Below are 18,495 nucleotides of genomic sequence, written 5' to 3' on the forward strand. Positions count from 1 at the left end.
AATGTAGTCATATCTGATAAAACGATCCCGGCCAGAGCGTTCTGACCGGGGTTATTTTTAGTCGTAACGATAGTCTAAATTAATCTTCATTTTTTCAAGATCAACTGTAACAAGGCAGCCATGCCATACTGGCCGCCCACCAGTAAGTCCTTGTTCTATGTAGAAGTTCCTTAATTCTACTAATTTCTTAAGAAGTAAGCTGTCTGTTGCAGAGGTTCCAGGCAAAAACCATGTTTTCTCACCTTGTTTATTGATGTAATCGTATAAAAATTTTGCATGATCATTTTCAGGGGATAACTCAGCATCCAGGAAGAGTTTCTGCGCATCCTCAGGTGCCGATTCAAACAATATCCGCCCAATTTCTGAATACAATTCATCATCACGAGAAGCCATTACTTACCTCCTGGGGCGTTGTTAAAAATCTCTCTTACTGGTCGATCATTATTTATCTGATAAGTAACTGTAAAACTGTCTGGTCTTTTATTACTACCTGTATAAGAGGGCTCGATTTTCACATTAACCTGCTTACCATTTTTTAGAGCACTAGCCCAAGTATTTTCCATCTGTTTCCACGCCCCCTTATTTAGGTTGCCATCCATAGGTACAAGATTAAGCTTTTCGCCAGGACCATTAAAAATACTGGCAATTAAATGCCCACCTTCATCACCAGAGGTGCCGCATTTTCCGGCCTTACATTGCTGATAAGTGTTTCTGTCATTTTTCGTCCAAGCTAATGTAGCCTCCGCAGAACCTGTTCGGCCTTCAGCATCAATACGATACGTCTTATTACCATCCACCTGATAAACCGTATTCGGCTCCGGTTTATTCATCGCTTTATTCCAGGCTCCTTTCTTACCGGAGTCAACAATGACAATGTTTTTTCCTTCTGTTCCTGCGGCTGGTTTCCCGCCTTTACTCATCCCACCGGTTACAGCCCCAAGCGCAGCAGCTGCTAAAATATCAGCCTGTTGACCATCTATTCCATAACGGATTTTCAGCTGACTTGCAAATTCTGTACTGGTAACAACACCTTCCGCTTCGATCTGCTGAGCTAACAACGAAGACATATCGTTCTTCATTGCAGACGGCACATCTGCACCTAACACGCGATCTATAGCTTCTCGTACCAGCATTCCGTTAGCAGGTATATCTCCATATTTCTCTTTACAGGCCGCCGGGTTTGTTGCACAGACAGCGATCATTTCCTGCTGTTGCTTCAGGCTGAGATCTTCCATCTCCTTGACGACCTGTTTGCAGTCGCCCCGAGTCTGACACCCTCTCGCCCTTGCCGCAAAACTGTCAATCTGATCGGCACTTAGCGCATTATTCTCAACCGCATTCTTCCCGCCCTGCGCCCCAGCAGCTGCTGAAGCCGTACTGTCTCCCGCTATTCCTCCGGCCATCCCCGCCGATATCGTCGCCAGCGTGCTGACCGTCTGCTTCTGCTCCTCGCTCAGGTCGCTGACCGCTTTACCCGGATACATCGCCGCCATGATTGCCCGCGCGGCCAGCTCCCCCGTGGCCGCACCGGCCGCACCCGCCGCTGCACTGTTCCCCTGTAGTGCCGCAACCGCACCGCCCAGTATCGCGTGCGCAATGGTGTTAACCGCCGGATTGCCCTCCGTCGATTTCAGCAGATGTGCCAGCTCCGGTGCCGAGGCTCCCGCCAGCGCGCCGGCGATATCTCCGCCCGCCAGCCCCTGAAGCGCAGCCGTCGCCGCCTGGATACCCCGTTGCAGGTCGCTGCCTGTGCCGTATTTCGCCTGCTGAGTCCTGTACTCTGGCGTCTCTTTCAGTTGCTCAACCGTCAGGTCAGGGTGCGTCTTACGCGCTTCCTTCAGCGCATTCAGCTCGCCCTGCGTTCTGGCGATGTCTGCCACCTGCCCGCCGATATCGCTGATGGCACTCACCTGCGCAAGCCGCTTCTGCTCCTTCTCCTTGTCAAATATCGGGCTGATGCTGTCGTTTGCGTGTTCTGTATCCCGGCTCAGGCTGGCCACATCCTGCTGCTGGTTTTCGGTATCACGGATGGTGATGTTACCCTCGCCCACCGCCGCCTGTGTCGTACCCTCCGCATGACCGCTGCTGCCCGCTGCCGATACCACGCCGCCCGGCAGGTTGCCCTTGAATGCATCACCGCCAAAGTCACCGCCGCCGCTCAGGCTGACGCCGCTGTGGCTGACCTTGTAATCCGCCTCGTTGTGGATATCCCGGAAGCCCAGCGTTGCTGTATCGAGACTGTTTTTGTCCGCCGTCGCCGTCGAGGCAATCACCGCACCGTCAAGCTGCGTGTGGCGTCCCACCGTCACATCAAAACCGCCATCGCCCGCGAAGAGCCCTGTCTGCTCCTGCACCGAGTCATACGTGCTCTTCATTTTGTCCTGGCTGGCACTGATGTAGCCGGACCCCGTCATGCTGCCGAACGAGAAGCTGCCGCCTGCCGCCGTGCTGTTCTGCGTCGATTTATAATCGTTGCTGTCCTGCTGGCTGCTCATCCACAGATCGCGCCCGATATCCGCAACGATTTTATCGCCACTCACCTGCGCGCCGTTCAGAATGGCGTCCCGACCGCTGGTCATGGAGACCGTCCCGCCGCTGTCGAGCGTCGTTTCCGTCCAGGCCGTACCGTCGCCCTTTTCACTGCCTTTCGAAGCATTCACATTCGCAAACACACCGATGCCGTAACCGCTCTTGCCGCCGCCAATGCTGACGCCTGCACCGCCACCGCTGCTGCTGTTCTTTCCTGTCGTCTGCTGTGTGCTGGCCGCACCGCCCAGCACAATGTCGTTCGCTGCGACAAGCGCGGTGTCGCCGCCCGCCTTCAGCTGGCTGCCGCCGATAAGGATGTCGCCGCTGTTCTCTCCTTTCCCTTCTCCGGTCGCGGTAATGGACAGATTATTCCCCGCATTCAGCGTACTGCCCGCAACCGTGTCACTCTGCATGTGCTGCTCGGATTTCGATTTCTGCGAAGAGAGCGAAACGCTGACGCCGATACCGCTGTTGGGATCGCCGTTAATCTGCGCCATTTCTGCACCTTGCGACGCCTGTACGCCTGACAGTGCCGCTTTGGTGGCCTTCAGCGCCGCAAGGCGGTCATCGCTCTCGCCTTTCGCGTCACGTGCCGTCTGCACTGCACTGTTCACCGCACTCCCCGCCGCCCCGGACAGCGCCACCGTCAGCCCGCTGCTCTTCTGCTCAAAGGTCTCATCGCGGGTGCGTTTGTCATGCCCCGGCTCAATCACCACGCTGTCACCGGTCAGGCTGATATCCTTCTGTGCGATGATATCTGCCCCACCGATATGCGCCTGTTGCCGCTCGCGGTTACGGTGGTTTTCCCTTTCGCGCCGGTCTCACCGGAAAGCGTGGCATTGTCTGCGCGGATATCCAGCGTGGAGGCGCTCTTCAGCGCGCCGGAGCTGGTGATATCCGTCCCGGAGACGGTCAGGCTGTTGCCCTGAACGGTGCCGGTATTGCTGAATATACCGGTGTTAATCCGGGTATAGCCCTGCAAATTTGAGCGGTTAGCGCCGGTGACTTCGTTGATGATGCCTTTGGCTTCCTGCCCGGCCTTCAGGTTGGGGTTATTCTGGATAAGCCCGCCAAGCTGAGTCTGGTTAAGCTGCCCGGTCGCGTTATTGAGGATCAGCCCCTCTTTCCCGACGTTGTAGTCGTTGTATTTGTTATGGGAAATACCGGACTGGTTCGGCGTGGCGATGTTCACCACCGGCACGCCGTTAGCCGCCTTATCCATCTGCGTATTGCCGGACGGGGTGATGGATGCCGCCACCGCGGGTAACAGCGGCTGCGTTGCCAGCAGCACGCTCAGTAACGCGCTCAGCGCGCGCTGTGAAAAACGAACCTGATCCTGTTTCATCATCCCTGTCCCTTAGAAAGCCACTGATACGCGGTAGTAAATCGTGAGGTGATCCGGTGCCAGCCAGTCCGGATACGCCATCGGTGTGCCAACGGTAAACTGGCTTGAATAGCCGCGATGAGCCGTCGTCAGACCAAACGCGGCGCCCCACAGCGTGCCAGAGGCGTAACGGTCAAATCCGTCCTTCTTCAGCCAGCCACCGTCAACTGCTGCCAACAGGCCAACATTCCCCACCCACGGCAGCGTAAAGAGCGAATAATTGAGTTCATTTCGCCAGTAACCGCCGTTATCACCGGAGAGGTACTGCTCTTTGAAGCCGCGCACGGAGGTCTCTCCCCCCAGCGTCAGGCGCTCGCTGCCGTACAGCCGGTCCGGCGACCACTGAAAATAGACGCTGGTCAACCACCACAGCCCGTCAGCAACCGGGCGCTGAAAACTGCCGTTGACGCTCCATTTGCGGAACTCGGCTTTCGGCACATCGCCATGTTTGTCGTTATCATCTTCGGCGCCAAACCACGGCACACCCTGAGTGAAGGTCGGGTTCAGGGTCGCCACGCCGGAGGCAATTTTTTGCGTGTGGTTAAGGCCCAGGGAGAAACTTGAAAGTTTGCGGCTGCTGGTAGCCAGCAGAACATCGTCGAGATAGTTATGGTTGATGCGGTGGGTGATGCCCGCCGACACGCCGGTTTTGATATCGCCATTGCGGAACAGGACCCAGGAGCCATTCAGACGGTGGGTTTCGGTGTCGCCCGTCGAACGCCAGAGCCAGCCGTTATTATCGATGGTGCTGAGGTAGTTGCTCCAGCTGTAGCTGTAGTCCAGCAGGCCGTAGCCATAAGGCACGCTGACCCCGGCGGCAAAATTCTGAGCATCATGGCTGTTCGAAAAATCGCTGCTGCGCCCGCCGCTGATAAACCACTTATCCGCCAGCCCCAGCAGGTTATTGCCGTACAGCGCGCCATTGAGTTGTCCGGTACCGGTACTCTTTTGCCCGCTGTTATCGAAACTCACTGAACCGCTGAGCGGGAATTCAGGCGAAGCCGTCAGATTGACGATTGAATAGCCCTGCCTGTCGCCGGGCAAAATTTCTATTTCAACCGGCGTCTGGCGCACGCGATTAAGCTGCTCCATGCCCTGTTCGATATCGCGCAGGTTAAGAATTTTCCCTTCGAGGCCAGGGAAGGTCATGCTCAGCGTGCGGGTGGGAACCCCTTCAAGCCGGATTTGCTGGAGTTTGCCTTCCAGCACCGCGAGATGCAGTACGCCACCAGAGAGATCCTGTTCGGTTAAAAATGCGCGGCTGGTGATATACCCCCGGCTGATATACCAGTCAGAGACGGCGTTGGTCAGGGCGTTGAGACGCGCCATATCAAGACACTGGTTCACCCACGGCGCAACCAGGCGATCTTTGGCTAACGGAGAAAGAAGGGTGGTACCCGTCAGCTCAATGCGCGAGATAACAAAACAGGGACCTTGCGGAGTCGCGGCACTGTCGGGCTGAACAGGACGCGGTAATACCACGCTGCGCTCCAGCTCTTCACGCTGGCGCTGGTTTTCATCCAGCAGCTGCTGCTGTTGCTGCTGAATAGTATTACGGTCGGCCGGAGACAGGGGGGCCGCCTGCGCAGCACCTGCCAGCAAGGCCATGGCAGCCAGCACCTGTAGTATCGACGTTTTCCCTGTCATCACTGCTACTCCTTGCTAAAAGTCCGTTTTCAGACTTGCCTGTCAAAAAACGCGCAACTTATGTCAAAAAGTAAACAGTGTAAATACACACATTTAATTTAAGGTCTATTTTGCTGCATTTTCAGAATTTAGCGGGTGACACTGCGTAAATCTAAAGAAATCCCCCATCGCGCCGATCATCATCCGTGTGTATTATTTCCTGTAGCGTTTCCAACAACTAACCTTAACTCAAATACTTAAGCGCCAAAGCGAAAGGCATCATGAGCACACCGATCAAACGGCTAGAAATCATTAAAAATGCCATTGAACTGGAAGATGACGACATCATTCAGAGCCAGCTAACCCGGCTGAAAAATGAAGCGTTTGACGATGAGCTACAGGCAATCGTCGTGGCGCTTGAGCAGAAAAACTACACTGCGGCCATCGCCGCGATCGTCGCGTGGCTACAAAGCCAGCGTGCCGTGACGCCATGGCGCGATCCGCAGGTCGCCGCGAGCAAACTGGAACTGAAAGCGCTGGAAGAGCGACTGCGCGATCTGATTGACCGCCGTAACGCGCGCGTACAGCAGCTTGATGAGTTCAACGATCTCTATTTCTCCCGCCTGGGCCCGCTGATGCAGCAGATCCTCGCTCTGCGTAAAACGCTGGCCGAGCTGAACCTGCGCCGCCAGCAGGCTGAGGCGCGTCGTCGCGAGGAAGACTATCGCCGCTGTCAGCGCTACATGGCCCAGGCCGTGGAGGTGCTGGCAACACTCACCCAGCGCTGGCGCGAACTTCCTGCCGATTCCGTACAGGCAGCCGAGGCGCGTAAGCATCTGCAGCAGCAAAGTAACCTGATTGCCAACCTGCTTGCCGAGGCGCTGGAGCTGGAGAGCGGCTTAACGCGTGAGGGAGAGCCTGCGCGTCAGGCGCGTGACGAGGCCAACGAAGAGTACGAGAAATACCGCGAGCAGCATCAGGATGCCGAAGTGCGTCTGCGTAAAGGGAAAGATCTTTCACAAGAGGATCGGGACGAGCTGAAACGGCTCTGGCGGCAGGCGAGCAAGCTGTGTCACCCGGATCTGGTGGCGGACGATTTGAAAGAAGAAGCCAACGCGATGATGGTGCAGCTCAACCAGGCTAAACAGCGTGGAGACGTCAAAGCCATTCGTTCTCTGGTGGCGCGCCTGCAGCAGGGCTTCGAGCCGCTGATGGCCAGCGACAGGCTGAACGATCTGGAGCGCATCCGCAAAAAAATGGCTCAGGTTCGCGAGCAGATCGACACCTTAGTGAACGAGCTGGCAGAACTGGAGAAAGAAGAATCCTGGCTGCTGGTGTCGTCGCTCAGCAATATGGAAGCGTACTTCGCACAGCAGGAAAAGGCGCTGAACGAGGTCCGCGCCTCGCTCGAACATCAGGTGAGCGAAGCGCAGCTCGATTCAGCAGCGTAATTATTTCGCGTGCCAGTACGCGCTGGCACGCACCAGCTGCTGATCGATAGCCTCAGTCTCAAACAGTCGGCTCAGGTTTTTAACCACCTTCCCTTCCCCGGTCAGCCAGATAAAGTAATCTTCCGCCGGAACGTTCAGCGACGCCAGCTGCTCAACCACCGCCTGCTCGCTGTGGCCGATCACCCAGGTGATGTTGAACGCGCTCAGGTGCGCCAGATAATCCTTGTATGATTCATCCCCGACGGTGACCACCGCGTGAATTTCCGGGCGTTTCGGCAAGCTGGCGATGCCTTCCAGGCGGCGACGCAACGCCGGCATCCCGGACTCATCGCACACGTACAGCTGCCAGGCGTAATCCTCCGGTACCACCAGCGAACCGCGCGGGCCACCAATCGTCAGCCTGTCGCCCACTTTCGCCTCTAGCGCCCACTGGCTGGCAACCCCGCCGTCATGCACGAAGAAATCAAGCGCCAGCTCGTGCTTCGCGGCGTCGTACAGCGGTGTGTAATCCCGGCTTTGCGGGCGCACGCCGTCGCCCCAGTCAATGCCCTCGTCGGTGACCACCGGTGGCACAAACGTCGTTCCCGGGGCCGGGAAAAACACTTTGGTGTGATCGTCGAAACCGCGGGAGCTAAAGCCCTCCAGCGCTTCGCCGCCTAAAACTATGCGCTGAAAACCAGCGCTTACGCGCTCAACACGGAGCACGGTCAGTTCACGAAAACGCAGTTCGTTACGCACGCGTTGTGGATAGCGGGTGATTGCCATGTTAAGACCCTTCTCAGGTGAATACGATATATCTAAATTGATTTTAAATGATAATGATTGCTAATCAGCAAGAATGCAAGATCTTTTAGATTGCATCTGAATATATCTTAGATATAGTTTAGATATATCAATTTACGAGGCACACTATGCGACACGAACATGATGGCGGCGGACGTCGACCACGCTTTTTTGGTCACGGCGATCTGCGGCTGGTGATTCTGGATATTCTGACCCGCAACGCGAGCCACGGTTATGAGCTGATCAAAGAGATTGAGAACCTGACCCAGGGGAACTACACCCCGAGTCCTGGCGTGATTTACCCGACGCTGGATTATCTTCAGGATCAGGCGTTTATCACCATTACGGAAGAAGAGAATGGGCGTAAGCGCATTGCCATCAATGCGGCAGGACAGCAGTGGCTGGAGGAAAACCAGGAACAGCTTGAGCAGATTCAGGCGCGTATCAAAGCCCGCGCGGTCGGTTTCCAGCTACGCAAAAACCCGCAGATGAAGCGGGCACTGGATAACTTCAAAGCGGTGTTAGATCTGAAGGTGAATCAGGGAGCGCTCAGCGACGCGCAGCTTAAGCAGATCGTTGGCGTGATCGACCGCGCGGCGCTGGAGATCTCCCAGTTGGATTAAGCCGGTGCGTGCGCGCTCACGCGGAAGACGCGTACCAGCTCTTTCAGGTGCATCGCCTGCTCGTTGAGGGAGGCCGCCGCGGCAACAGACTCCTCCACCAGCGCGGAGTTTTGCTGGGTGGTGGCATCAATCAGGCCAATCGCGCTGTTAATCTGCGAGATCCCCTCTGTCTGCTCGTGGCTGGCCTGGCGGATCTCACGCAGGATCACATCCATCTCTTCCACGTTGCCCACCATGCCATTGATAAGCTCGCTCGCCTTCTCGACCAGGTTCATCCCGTCCTGCGTCTGGCTGGTGGAGCTTTCAATCAGCTCACGGATCTCACTGGCTGACGAAGCACTCTTCTGCGCGAGCTGGCGCACTTCACCAGCCACCACCGCAAAGCCACGACCGTGCTCGCCCGCCCGGGCCGCTTCCACCGCCGCGTTCAGCGCCAGAATATTGGTCTGGAAGGCAATGGCATCGATCAGGTCGATAATGTCGGACATCCGGTTCGAGGTCTCGTTAATCAGGCGCATTTTGCTGGTCACCTGCTTCATCATCTCACCGTTGTTTTTGACCACCTTCGCGGCATCTGCCGACAGGTTGGTCGCTTCTCCGGTATGCGAAGCGGTGTTTTTCACCGTCGCGGTGATCTGCTCCATCGAGGCGGCGGTCTGCTCCACAGAACTTGCCTGCTCTTCCGTGCGCGCAGCCAGATCCTGGTTCCCGGCGACAATCTGCGCGGCGGCGCTGGAGATATTCTCCGATCCGGTCTGCACCTGCTGCACAATGTCCAGCAGACGCGTTTTCATCTCCATCAGGGCATGCAGCAACAGGCCGGTTTCGTCTTTACCGTGCGAGGTGATACTGCCGGTGAGATCGCCATCCGCAATCGCCGCCGCAAAGTCCACGGCCTGGCCCAGCGGACGGGTAATGGAACGCACGATAAACCAGCCAATCAGGCTGCCTGCCGCCACGCTGAAGAGAGTAATGAGGATGAGCAGCAGACGGTTGCTCCTGAAATCACTTTCCACCTGCACCCCGGCGTTCTGCATCTCAGTGTTCTGAATCGCAATCAGCTGCTGCACTTTGGCTTTATAGGCCTGCTGCAGTTTGAGGGTGTTGGTCATCATCTCCTGAAGCGCACCCGCGCGATCGTGGTTCTGCACCGCCTGCAAAATACGATAGCGCGAGTCCAGATACTGCTGGCGCACGCCGCGTATCTCGGCGAGCACCTGCTGCGATTGCTGATCCTGCAGCACGTTGTTCAGCTCACCGAGGAGCACCGTGATGTGCTCACTAATCTCTTTAAGATGCTGCTGCGACTGCGCCGTGTACGTTCCCTGTTCATCCAGCAGCATGAGCTGCTGAGTGCTAATAAATTCCTGGAAGTTATCGATTAACTGGTTCGCTTTTACCGTGGTTGGATAATCACTGGTAATAATGGATTGCATCCCGTTGTTTGCCCGGTTCAGACTCATTAAAGACAAACTCGCGCTCACCACCATCAGGACAATAAAGAATCCAAACGCCAGAAATAATTTCGTGCCGATTTTTACGTCATGTAAGAACATATTTACTCCATCGATGTGATTATTTCTCAGACGATCACCGTTATCGGTAACGAAACCGCTAACTTTATGACTTTGATCGTTTTTTTATTTCATAACCATCACAATGGATAGGCAGAGGCTATTAATATAGCCGTATCGATCGTTACTCAACCACCAGACAGGGCATTTATGAAATAGCATCGGGGAAAAATGACTTAGGCAGGGATAAATAACTGAGTCACTTTCTTTAGTTATTTAATATAAAATTAACAATAAATCGCAGGAATAATTACAAATGAAGCAACGAAAGCCGTTTACGCCTGGCAGAATAAACGGCTTTTCTGGAACATTACAGACTCAATGGAGAACCGTCACTGCATCCTGAAGACGTCCGGCCCGGTGTTTTACCATCGCGGAGATCTGCGCACTCTCTTCAACCAGATCGGCGTTTTTCTGCGTGATGCTGTCCAGTTCAGCCACCGCGCGGGTTAACTCCGAAAGCCCGGTAGCCTGTTCAGAGGTGGCATGGCTAATCTGCGCGATCAACTGAGTGACGTTTTTCACCTGCTCAACGATATCATCCATGGTGCGCCCTGCGGCGTGTACCTGCTCGGAGCCGGACTGTACCTTGCTGGCGCTGGCATCAATCAGCTTACGGATATCGTTGGCGGCATTAGCGCTGCGGCTGGCAAGATGGCGAACTTCCCCTGCCACCACCGCAAAGCCTTTGCCCTGCTCACCGGCCCGTGCCGCTTCTACCGCCGCATTCAGGGCGAGGATATTGGTCTGGAAGGCAATATCGTTGATCAGGGTGGTAATGGAGCCGATACGCTGTGTACTGTCGGCGATATCGTCCATGGTTTTGACCACCGTCTGCATCGCGTTCCCGCCTTTGGTCGCCGCACTGCTGGCGGCTACGGAGAGCTTATCGACCTCGGTGGCGGTTTCAGAGTTACTCTGAACGGAGGCCGCCATCTGGTTCATCGTCGCCACGGTCTGCTGCACGTTTGCAACGGTCTGACGCGTGCGGTCGTTCAGATCCTCATTACCCTGCGCCAGCTTGTCGCTGCCGTCGCGCACGCTCACCACCTGGCTTGATACGTCATTGATTAGCCAGCGACACATCAGCCCCAGTTGCCCCACCGCGCGAAGGGTCAGGCCCAGTTCGTCGCTGCGGTTCAGGTGCTGCACGCTATTGCGCTCGCCGGTTGCCACCTTCAGCGCCTGTCGCGCCACGTTCTCTACCGGGCGGACAATCTGCTGTTCAAACAACAACGTGCCCAGCAGCATCATTATCGCTGCTGCGACCAACGACACCCAGCCTGCTGAGGTTGCCACCAGCGTGGCGGCGAGCGCGCCAAAGAGCACCGCCATCACGCCGCGTACCCGCCAGCGCAGCGGCATTGCCGGTAGTTTTCCGAACCAGCCCTGACGCACCACCAGCCCTTTATGGATCCGTTTAGTACAGCGTCCGGCATTCAGGGCCTTATAGAGTGGCTCAACGGTGGCGATCTCTTCTGCCGTCGCTTTGGTGCGAATCGACATATAGCCGGTGACCTTCCCGTGGCGCACCATCGGCACCGCGTTGGCGCGCACCCAGTAGTGATCGCCATTTTTACGGCGGTTTTTGACAATTCCGCTCCACGGCTCGCCCTGTTGCAGGGTGTACCACATATCGGCAAAAGCGGCTTTAGGCATATCAGGATGGCGCACCAGATTATGCGGCTGACCCATCAGCTCATTAAGCTGATAGCCACTCACCTGAACAAAGGTGTCGTTAGCATGAGTCAGATAGCTGTGGACGTCTGTGGTAGACATTAAGGTGGTGTCATCGTCCAGAAGATATTCATTCTGGGTGACATAGGTTGGAGAGGACATCGTGAGCATCCCTTGCAGGTTATTTGAATGTTAATTTTGTGGTTTATTGTTTTTTCGGCGGTAAACAATTTATCTTTAGTTGTTAAACTTGATGGAGATCGCAGATTTCACTTAAACCGCACTTTTTGTGAGATTTTATAATTGATTGATTTTAAATACTTTCACAATGAAATTACCTGCAAAGGATGATCTGTTAACGCCCACTTAAGTCGCACCGCCTGCACCCCCCTGGTGCAATTGACCCCATCCACGTCTTCCTGCCCCCGTTTTCCGTACCGCTAAATCCCGTCTGGAAAACATCGGCATGATTAAATATTGCGCAACATTATTTTAACCTGGCGTTTATCCCGATTTTCGTTAAGTCCGCTGAAGTGGCGTAATCCCTGCAATACTTAACGCAGTATCATGTGATACGCGATCCCCGGGAGCATATTTTGAACAGGTTACCTTCCAGCGCCTCGGCTCTTGCCTGTACCGCGCACGCACTGAATCTCATTGAGAAGCGAACGCTTGATCATGAGGAGATGAAACAACTTAACCGAGAGGTCATCGATTACTTTAAAGAGCACGTCAATCCAGGTTTTCTGGAGTATCGCAAATCTGTTACCGCCGGCGGGGATTACGGAGCCGTAGAGTGGCAAGCGGGAAGTCTGAATACGCTTGTCGACACCCAGGGACAGGAGTTTATTGATTGCCTGGGTGGTTTTGGCATTTTCAACGTGGGGCACCGTAATCCAGTAGTGGTTTCCGCCGTACAGAATCAACTCGCGAAACAACCTCTCCATAGCCAGGAACTGCTCGACCCGCTTCGCGCCATGCTCGCGAAAACGCTGGCAGCCTTAACACCCGGCAAACTGAAATACAGCTTCTTCAGCAACAGCGGCACGGAATCGGTCGAAGCGGCGCTTAAGCTCGCCAAAGCGTACCAGTCGCCGCGCGGGAAATTCACTTTTGTCGCCACCAGCGGCGCGTTCCATGGTAAATCCCTGGGCGCCCTGTCTGCGACCGCCAAATCCACCTTCCGCAAACCGTTTATGCCGCTGCTGCCGGGCTTCCGCCACGTGCCGTTCGGCGACATTAATACCATGCGCACCGTGCTCAGCGAATGCCGTAAAACCGGCGATGACGTAGCCGCGGTGATCCTGGAGCCGATTCAGGGCGAAGGCGGCGTGATCCTGCCTCCACAGGGCTATCTGCCTGCCGTACGTCAGCTGTGCGATGAGTTTGGTGCGCTGCTGATCTTCGACGAAGTGCAGACCGGCATGGGACGTACCGGAAAGATGTTCGCCTGCGAGCATGAGAACGTTCAGCCGGACATTTTGTGTCTGGCGAAAGCGCTCGGCGGCGGCGTAATGCCGATTGGTGCGACGGTTGCCACCGAAGAGGTCTTCTCGGTGCTGTTCGACAACCCGTTCCTGCATACCACCACCTTTGGCGGTAACCCGCTGGCCTGTGCGGCCGCGCTGGCCACCATTAACGTGCTGCTGGAGCAAAACCTGCCTGCGCAGGCGGAGCAGAAAGGCGACATGCTGCTGGACGGTTTCCGTCAGCTGGGACGTGAATACCCGGATCTGATCCAGGAGGCACGAGGTAAAGGTATGCTGATGGCCATTGAGTTTGTTGATAACGAAATCGGCTATAGCTTCGCGAGCGAGATGTTCCGCCAGCGGGTGCTGGTGGCCGGCACACTCAACAATTCCAAAACCATCCGCATTGAGCCACCGCTGACGCTGACCATTGAGCAGTGTGAGCAGGTACTGAAGGCGGCACGTAAAGCGCTGGCGGCACTGCGCGTGAGTGTGGAAGAGGCGTAAAAAAACGCCGGGTGGCGCTGCGCTTACCCGGCCTACAACACCAGCCCGGTAAGCGTAGCGCCACCGGGCTGCTTTTTATCGGTGAAACTCCGCCACCGTCATGGTAAAGCGCAGCACCTTTTCTCCCTCATTGGCATAGCCGTGCGCGGCTTCCGTTTTCGCCACCGCCGATGCCCCGGCAGCAACCTGCGTAACCGTCTCGTCCACCGTCAGGGTTAATATGCCTTCGTTCACGTGCAGCAGCTCAAAGGTGCCCGCCGGATGCCCCGAAGAGGTAAAACGCTCTCCCGGCTGCATCTCCCACTGCCATAGCTCAATCATATCCGGGCCCGCGGTTCCTGCCAGCAGTCTGGCGCGTCCGCCCTTTTCCCCCTGCCACAGCACCGGGATCGCGGCTTCTTCGATAACGTGCACCAGCGGCTCGCTGGAGACGTTAACGATATCCGCCACTGAGATACCGAGCGCGGCAGCCAGCTTGCACAAAATGGCGATGCTGGGGTTGGCTGCGCCCTTTTCGATCTCCACCAGCATGCCTTTGCTGACGCTGGCACGCCGCGAGAGTTCATCCAGCGACAGTTTTTTCTCTTTACGCCAGTTGCGTATGCGGTTCGCTACGGCCAGGCTTACCTGGGCGATATCGGCACCCTGTTCAGTCATTATATTGACTTTTTCAGTCATTGGTCACTACCATGGTATAAAACAGTCAATACAGGATTATTTATGTCTCTCGTTACGCCGTCAATAGACCCGCGCCTTGCCGCAATTGCCCCGGGCTTTCGGGCGCTGAGCATTCTGGTTGAAGCTGCGCCGATTACCCACCCGGAAGTCGCTCCGGCCGTGCTCACGCAAGCCTGCCAGCAGATGCTTAATGATGATGTGCCGTGGGCTGACGCGCACCTTTCCGGCTGGGATGAAGTATTTAAGGCCTTCGGCGCAAAACCGAAACGTACGCCCTGCTCGGCATCCGCCTTACGTAAGCGGGTCTTAAAAGACGGCTCGCTGCCACCGCTCGATCCGGTGGTGGATATCTACAACGCGGTGAGCATTCGCTACGCCATCCCGGTTGGTGGAGAAAATCTTGCGACTTATTCAGGCGCGCCGCGCCTGACGCTGGCGGACGGCAGCGAACCGTTTGATACCTTCAAAGAGGGGCAGCCGGTGGTGGAATACCCGGAGCCGGGCGAGGTTATCTGGCGCGACGACCTCGGTGTTACCTGCCGTCGCTGGAACTGGCGCCAGGGTATACGGACGCGTCTTGACAGTCAGGCGCAAACCATGTGGTTTATTCTGGAAAGTCTGCCGTCAATGCCGCTTACGGCACTGGAAGAAGCCGGAGCGGATCTGATTGATAACCTGCAACGTCTGATGCCGGGTGCAATGGCGCACAGGCAGTTACTGACCCTGTAAGAGGATAAAAAATGTTTCGTGGAGTCAGCGCATTTCCGTTAACGCCCCTGAAAAACGGCACGTTTGATGAGCAGGCCTTTACGCATCTGCTCTCTCCCGTGGTTGAGGCAGGCGTCGATTCACTGGGCATTCTTGGCTCGACCGGGAGCTATGCCTATCTGACCGTTGAAGAGCGTGCCCGGGTGACACGCTGTGCGGTGGAACATGCCGGTAACATACCGGTTATCGTCAGCATCGGCGCAATGCGGCTGGACGATATTCTGCGTCTGGCTGACGACGCGCAAACGGCCGGAGTCTCCGGCGTGCTGATGGCACCCGTGTCGTACCAGCGATTAACGGATGAGGAAGTATTTAAGCTCTATGAAACGGTGACCCGCCAGCTCTCCGTACAGCTGTGCATTTACGATAACCCTGCCACGACCGGTTTTGCGTTTAGCGATGAATTGCTATTTGCCGTCGCGTCTCTGCCAAATGTGGGCTCCATCAAGCTTGGCCGCGTGCCGGAGGACCTGTCGCAGGTACGTGCCCGGCTTCCTGATACGGTCACACTGGGTATCGCCGGTGACTGGCGGGCAGCCTCAGCCTTGCAGGCCGGGTTTGACGTCTGGTATTCGGTTCTCGCGGGGTTGTTCCCAAAAGCGGCGCTGGCGATAGCGCGTTCGGGGAAAAGTACAGAGTCAGAACGGTTAGAGCCGCTATGGGATCTGTTCCGTCGTTACGGTAGCGTAAGGGTCATCGCGGCAGCGGCGGAAATGAGGGGAAAAGTGGCAACACCCGGCTTGCCGTTCCCGTTGCAGGCAATTCAGGGAGAGCCGCGCGAGGCGCTTTCAGCGATCCTTGCGAAATTGGAACTGGCCTGAAAAACGCCGGGTGGCGCTGCGCTTACCCGGCCACACCGCATCATTCATAAAGTAATCATTCTCAGGAATGGTTGAGAAAGCAACGTCCCCACCCTCGCAGTTTGTCCCTCTGTCTACGTGTAATTAACCCGGTAAAAATACGTCTTCTCGACTCTTAATAGAAATCAGAAGATTGAATAATAGTAGCGCTAAAATTATAATGCTTAGATTCATTTGCGAGGACGTTTAAGCTATGCAGTACCTACTTGACGGGATAGTGCATTATAATGATGAATCGCGCATTTTAACCGATAATAAACGCGAAGTTGAGCTTTCACTGGCGACGTCGCGATTATTAAATGCACTTATTGACGCCAATAATTCTCAGGTCAGCCGTACTGAACTCCTTGAAAAAGTCTGGGAAGAACATGGTCTGGTTGCTTCTGATAACAACCTGAATCGAAACATATCCCTGTTGCGAAAAGCATTTCTTGAATTCTCGCTTGAAGACAAAATCGAAACAATACCAAAGCAAGGATTTGTACTGCACTGCCAGTGTACTCGTGTTAGTACTACACGTAATAGCACGTACGAAAAATTTAAAAAAATCTGTTCCTCGCACAAAGGTTTTTATATTAGCACAATAATATTAACCGTTTTAATGGTGAGCACCATCACTGCCTTTTATTTGTACCATTTAAACGATAGCACTATGCATAAATATAAGTCAGTCGGATTATGTGATGTCTATACTGACGAAAATGGCGTCAAACAAGAGAATATTGACTCATTTTTTAATACAAACTTAGGGCAAAGAATCGCATTAAAATGCCAGCAATATCCCAAAAATATCTATTTTGATGACAACAGAGCGCCTTTAAAAAGCAAGGTGTACTCAACTCACATTGCCCTGTGTGGCAAACAAAATACAGGGAAAGGACATGAATGCGAAAACTTCGTCAATATTAACAACAATTAATATTGTTTTATGCCTGTTGATGCTTCCCTTGCTTGCAATGGGAATATACAAGCTTGTTGGTGTTTATGATTACCTACCGATGAACTGTATGTCGACGGTACATATCAACTATGAAGATTCAAAAAATGTCCAGCAAGGGATTAATGGAAATATCAAAATTGTTTTCCACATTACCAACGATGGTCTCGTCACGGTCAGCGAATACGGCACGTTGAACTATTATGGTAAAGAGTACCTTGTCGATCGTACAGGAAACATGACCATCGACACAGACGTGCAAAACGGATTCCACAAAGTCACAAAAGGTAAATTTCTTGCTAATCCGCAGGATAATGCACCTTCTTTGCTGATTGAAAAACTCACCACCAGCCAACCTGTCCTGCACTATAAGATCCAGAAGCTTGACCCCAAAACCTGGAGAATAAGCGATTTGCAGCGTGCCATATTTATTTGCCGAAAATGAGTTTATTGACGCAAGCACATGGCTCATTGTGCTAATGTTATGAATGCAAGACAGATGTATAGATTGTTAAATCAAGAAATAAAATTCGCACTTAACTCTTAACAAAAACCCAACCAGAAAGCAATTGGAGCAACCATACGTTCATCTAAACAAACACTCCACACGCCAAAAAAGCAGAACAAAAACCTTATTAAATGTGATTTTTCTTGATTTAATTCTACCTCCTCTGCTTTTCTCATACTCTTCCCTTCACTTCTTTTATTCTGCATTTTTTTATTTTGTATTTCTAATATCCCTCATAAAAGAATTGTTTGAATTTATTTCGAAAGTATTATTTAGCCAACTTTTTGGTGACGATGCTTTTATCTGTAAAGCATAGAAATCCATTTCATAAAATGTCAAAAACCCTAACAGGCGAAGCAACAAAGTGAGAGGAAGATATGCGCGTGTTAATATTAGATCCTAACATTATAAATCAGCATTATTTGAAAACCCAAATTGAAGAGGCAGGTATTTTAACTGATGTATCTTCGAGTATTGAGGAAGTGGAAATGTTTATGTTTTCAAATAAAGCTGAACTCCTGATTATGGCATCTGAAACGCTTTCCACTACTGAGTTACAGGCGATTCGTAAGTGGCGACGCGAAGGGCGCACTATCCGCATCATGATCCTTAACAGCAGCAACGATATTGAACACAAGGTGAAAGCGTTTGAAAGCGGTGCTGACGATTATGTTGTCAAGTCTAGTCATATTGAAGAGATTATCATCAGAATTTGGGTTTTAGTACGCCGGAATTATCTCACCCCTTCCAGCCGTATTACTGCAGGTAATTTAGAACTCGACTTAAACAGCAAGGTACTCTTCATCAACAAGCAAAAAATTCGACTAACCCGTTTTGAATTTGAAATTATGAAGCTACTGGTGAAGAACAAAGGCAAGGCGCTGAGCAAACGAAAAATCATGAAACATCTCTACCACGACTGGATGGGTAAAGAAAACAATACCGTCGAGGTGCTTATTGGTCGTCTGAGAAAGAAACTGGCGCCCTACAACAGCGGGCAAATCAGAAATCAAAGAGAAGAGGGTTATTATTACGATCTAAACGGTGCGATCTGATTTACACCCAGCCCCTGTGCTGCCTTGATTGCATAAAAATTAACTTCATTTAAGTACGGTATATTT

The 18,495-nt window shown here is 53.6% G+C and carries 14 protein-coding genes and 1 pseudogene; 8 read left to right on the forward strand and 7 right to left on the reverse strand.

Annotated features, from left to right (window positions below; genetic code table 11):
• Positions 1 to 57: 57 nt before the first annotated feature.
• The 3 genes and pseudogenes from ACQG19_RS21495 to ACQG19_RS21505 all read right to left on the reverse strand — a co-directional run bounded on the left by ACQG19_RS21495 (position 58) and on the right by ACQG19_RS21505 (position 5,560).
• On the reverse strand, positions 58 to 393 hold the full coding sequence (locus tag ACQG19_RS21495; RefSeq protein ID WP_040024052.1) for a hypothetical protein: 336 nt from the start codon (positions 391 to 393) through the stop codon (positions 58 to 60).
• Positions 393 to 3,877 (reverse strand): annotated as a pseudogene (locus ACQG19_RS21500) (hemagglutinin repeat-containing protein); the annotation flags it as partial. The gene ACQG19_RS21495 and the pseudogene ACQG19_RS21500, both read right to left, overlap by 1 nt.
• 9 nt (positions 3,878 to 3,886) lie before the next feature.
• The gene (locus ACQG19_RS21505; RefSeq protein ID WP_246932611.1) at positions 3,887 to 5,560 is read right to left on the reverse strand and encodes a ShlB/FhaC/HecB family hemolysin secretion/activation protein; all 1,674 of its coding nucleotides are present in this window, start codon (positions 5,558 to 5,560) and stop codon (positions 3,887 to 3,889) included.
• A 260-nt stretch (positions 5,561 to 5,820) separates the two neighbouring features.
• On the opposite strand from ACQG19_RS21505, the gene ACQG19_RS21510 reads away from it, so the two are divergent.
• On the forward strand, positions 5,821 to 6,990 hold the full coding sequence (locus ACQG19_RS21510) for a J domain-containing protein (protein WP_246932613.1): 1,170 nt from the start codon (positions 5,821 to 5,823) through the stop codon (positions 6,988 to 6,990).
• On the opposite strand, the gene ACQG19_RS21515 is transcribed toward ACQG19_RS21510, so the two are convergent.
• Entirely contained in the window at positions 6,991 to 7,755 is a 765-nt protein-coding gene (locus tag ACQG19_RS21515; protein WP_246932615.1) for a siderophore-interacting protein, read from the reverse strand.
• 146 nt (positions 7,756 to 7,901) lie between these two features.
• Here ACQG19_RS21515 and ACQG19_RS21520 point away from each other — a divergent pair, with 146 nt between their 5' ends.
• The gene (locus tag ACQG19_RS21520; RefSeq protein WP_013098824.1) at positions 7,902 to 8,396 is read left to right on the forward strand and encodes a PadR family transcriptional regulator; all 495 of its coding nucleotides are present in this window, start codon (positions 7,902 to 7,904) and stop codon (positions 8,394 to 8,396) included.
• On the opposite strand, the gene ACQG19_RS21525 is transcribed toward ACQG19_RS21520, so the two are convergent.
• A complete protein-coding gene (locus tag ACQG19_RS21525) occupies positions 8,393 to 9,952 on the reverse strand; it encodes a methyl-accepting chemotaxis protein (RefSeq protein ID WP_013098825.1) in 1,560 nt (519 codons plus the stop codon). The two genes, ACQG19_RS21520 and ACQG19_RS21525, sit on opposite strands and share 4 nt — an antisense overlap.
• Before the next feature lie 336 nt (positions 9,953 to 10,288).
• Positions 10,289 to 11,809, reverse strand: coding sequence for a methyl-accepting chemotaxis protein (locus ACQG19_RS21530; protein ID WP_013098826.1), 1,521 nt, complete (start codon positions 11,807 to 11,809; stop codon positions 10,289 to 10,291).
• A 434-nt stretch (positions 11,810 to 12,243) separates the two neighbouring features.
• Between ACQG19_RS21530 and ygjG the strand changes: the two genes are divergently transcribed.
• Positions 12,244 to 13,623 carry a putrescine aminotransferase gene (ygjG, locus tag ACQG19_RS21535; RefSeq protein ID WP_246932617.1) on the forward strand — a complete coding sequence of 460 codons (1,380 nt, stop codon included), beginning with the start codon at positions 12,244 to 12,246 and terminating at the stop codon, positions 13,621 to 13,623.
• A gap of 75 nt (positions 13,624 to 13,698) precedes the next feature.
• Here ygjG and ACQG19_RS21540 read toward each other — a convergent pair whose 3' ends face one another.
• A complete protein-coding gene (locus tag ACQG19_RS21540; protein WP_246932619.1) occupies positions 13,699 to 14,301 on the reverse strand; it encodes a helix-turn-helix domain-containing protein in 603 nt (200 codons plus the stop codon).
• A 42-nt stretch (positions 14,302 to 14,343) separates the two neighbouring features.
• Here ACQG19_RS21540 and ACQG19_RS21545 point away from each other — a divergent pair, with 42 nt between their 5' ends.
• From ACQG19_RS21545 to ACQG19_RS21565, 5 genes are all read left to right on the forward strand, one after another.
• Positions 14,344 to 15,030, forward strand: a complete 687-nt coding sequence (locus ACQG19_RS21545; protein WP_246932621.1) for a B3/B4 domain-containing protein — start codon at positions 14,344 to 14,346, stop codon at positions 15,028 to 15,030.
• An 11-nt stretch (positions 15,031 to 15,041) separates the two neighbouring features.
• Positions 15,042 to 15,890: a dihydrodipicolinate synthase family protein gene (locus ACQG19_RS21550; RefSeq protein WP_108453653.1), complete on the forward strand. Its 849-nt coding sequence runs from the start codon at positions 15,042 to 15,044 to the stop codon at positions 15,888 to 15,890.
• Positions 15,891 to 16,122: 232 nt separating this feature from the next.
• Positions 16,123 to 16,848, forward strand: a complete 726-nt coding sequence (locus tag ACQG19_RS21555) for a winged helix-turn-helix domain-containing protein (RefSeq protein ID WP_062935491.1) — start codon at positions 16,123 to 16,125, stop codon at positions 16,846 to 16,848.
• Positions 16,811 to 17,311, forward strand: a complete 501-nt coding sequence (locus ACQG19_RS21560) for a hypothetical protein (protein WP_032618564.1) — start codon at positions 16,811 to 16,813, stop codon at positions 17,309 to 17,311. Before ACQG19_RS21555 ends, ACQG19_RS21560 begins: the two co-directional genes overlap by 38 nt.
• 440 nt (positions 17,312 to 17,751) lie before the next feature.
• Positions 17,752 to 18,429, forward strand: a complete 678-nt coding sequence (locus tag ACQG19_RS21565) for a winged helix-turn-helix domain-containing protein (protein ID WP_038420666.1) — start codon at positions 17,752 to 17,754, stop codon at positions 18,427 to 18,429.
• Positions 18,430 to 18,495: the final 66 nt, after the last annotated feature.

This window comes from Enterobacter cloacae complex sp. 277I4, assembly GCF_050031465.1.
GTDB classification, from domain to species: domain Bacteria; phylum Pseudomonadota; class Gammaproteobacteria; order Enterobacterales; family Enterobacteriaceae; genus Enterobacter; species Enterobacter cloacae.